General features: G+C 63.5%; 2 protein-coding genes. Both read left to right on the forward strand.

Going from position 1 to position 2,410, the window contains the following annotated elements; all coding sequences use genetic code 11:
- A partial coding sequence (locus ACEWQZ_RS06790) for an ISNCY family transposase (protein WP_476482320.1) occupies nt 1-1,186 on the forward strand: 1,186 nt, incomplete at its 5' end.
- A 103-nt stretch (nt 1,187-1,289) separates the two neighbouring features.
- Nucleotides 1,290-2,410, forward strand: a 1,121-nt coding sequence (locus tag ACEWQZ_RS06795; protein ID WP_476482321.1) for an ISL3 family transposase, incomplete at its 3' end; no start/stop codon positions are given.

Consider the following 2,410-nt stretch of genomic DNA (forward strand, 5'->3'; position numbering starts at 1 on the left):
TCATCTGGGGCTGAGCGTTCGCCACGTCAAGCGGCTGGTTCGGGCCTTCCGCGCCGAAGGGGCGGCAGGCCTGGCCTCAAGGCATCGTGGCCGGCCCGGCAACAATCGCATCGCCGCTTCGGTGCGGGATCATTTCATCGCGCTGGTGCGCAGTCGCTACCACGACTTCGGCCCGACCCTGGCCCACGAGAAGCTCGTTGAGCAGCACGGCTTTGGTCACTCGGTCGAGACGCTCAGGGCCTGGATGATTGCCGAAGGCCTGTGGCGGCCGCGACAGCGGCGTCAGGCCTCGATCCACCAGAGTCGCCCACGCCGGGCCTGCCGGGGCGAGCTGGTGCAGATCGACGGCTCGCCCCATGCCTGGTTCGAGGATCGGGGGCCTGCTTGCTGCCTGATCGTGTTCATCGACGACGCCACCAGCGAGCTTGGCGCCCTGCGCTTTGTGCCCTCCGAGACCACCCAGGCCTACATGGAGACGCTCCAGACCTACCTGCAGGCTCATGGTCGCCCGGCAGCCTTCTATTCCGATCGCCACAGCATCTTCCGGGTCAACCACCCCGACCGCGAAGGCGAGCTGACCCAGTTCTCGCGCGCGCTCAAGACCCTCGACATCGGCGCCATCCATGCCAACACGCCCCAGGCCAAGGGCCGGGTCGAGCGGGCCAATCAGACCCTGCAGGATCGCCTGGTCAAGGAACTGCGGCTGCGTGGCATCAGCGATATCGATGGTGCCAACGCCTTTCTAGCCGAGTTCATCGCCGACTACAACCGCCGCTTCGCCAAGCCGCCACAGCATGCCAGCGACGCCCACCGGCCCGTACTGCACGACGCCGGCGAGCTCGATCAGATCTTTTCCATCCACCACACCCGCAAGCTGTCGAAGAACCTCACCTGCCAGTTCCACAACCGCGAATACCAGATCACCGGCCAGGGCAAGGGCTACCGGCTCAGAGGCAGCCTCGTGACGCTGTGCGAGCACTTTGACGGTCGCGTGACCGTGCTCAGCAAGGGGCAGTCGCTCCCCTTCCGGCTACTAGCCGAAGGCGAGCCGCCCATTCCAATCGAAGACGAGAAGTCCGTCAGCAACCGGGTTGACCAGATCAGACAGCAGCAAGCCGCAAAGCCTGCCTACAAACCACCACCCGACCACCCCTGGAAGCGAGCCTACCCCGACCGCATCACATGAAAACGAAGGGGACATTTCTACTTTGGAGAAAAGGGGACATTTCTGCCTCTGTTGAATTTTGAGTGGGTATCATCGCCTCGGAACCCTGTTTGGAGCCGGAGCGATGAGCGCCCAGATTTTCGAAGCCGCCCTTGGCCTGACGCCGCCGTGGTTCATTGCTGACCTGGAATTTGACGAGGCCGCGAGGACGCTGACCATTCAGGTTGATTTCCGGCGCGGCAGTCGTTTCCAGATTGCTGATTTCGAAGGGGAACACCCAGTTCATGACACCGTCACCAAGCGCTACCGGCATCTCAACTTCTTCCAGCACGAGTGCTTTCTGGAAGTGCGAGTGCCACGCGTCAAGCTGCCTGACGGGTCGGTGCGGCAGGTCCAGCCCGACTGGGCCGGGAAGCTGTCGGGGTTCACGCTGCTGTTCGAGGCCCTGGTGTTGATGCTCGCTCAGCAGATGCCGTTCCGGGCGGTGGCCCGCATTGTGGGCTTGAGTCCGCACCGCGTCATGGCGATCTGCGAGCGCTATGTGGAGCTGGCGAGAGCCGAGGCCGATCTGTCCCAGGTTCGTAGCCTGGCGATCGACGAGACCTCCCGGGCCCGTGGACACGACTACCTGACCCTGGCGGCCGATGCCGAGCGACGTGCGGTCATTTTTGTCACCGAGGGGCGCGGCTCGGAAACGGTTGCCGAGCTGGCTGACGAACTGACAGCCCATGGCGGGGACCCGAATGCTGTCGACAGCTGCAGCATCGACATGTCGCCGGCCTTCATCCGAGGCGTCACGGACCACCTGCCCAAAGCCGGGATCACGTTCGACAAATTCCATGTCATCGCCAAGGCCTCCGAGGCCGTCGATCGGATGCGGCGGCTCGAGCAGAAAGCCGATCCGGCTCTGAAAGGTATGCGATGGAAGCTGCTGAGATCCCCCAAGGGGCTTAGCCGAGGCGCTCGGCAGGAGCTCCAGACCCTGGTCGCTCGGCTGACGACACTCAGGACGGCACGTGCCTGGCAGTACCGCGAGCAGTTGCGCGCCATCCTGCAGCGAAAGCAGGTCAACGTGGTCCGTCAGATGCTCCACCAGTGGTGTACGAACGTCATGCGCTCCAAGGTCGAGCCGATGAAGGCTGTTGCCAAGATGATAAGGCGACACCTCGATGGCATCGTCGCCTGGGTGAAAACACGCCAGACCAATGGCTTCCTGGAAGCGATCAACGGACTCTTCCAAGCTGC

It is taken from the genome of Wenzhouxiangella sp. YN1, assembly GCF_056324145.1.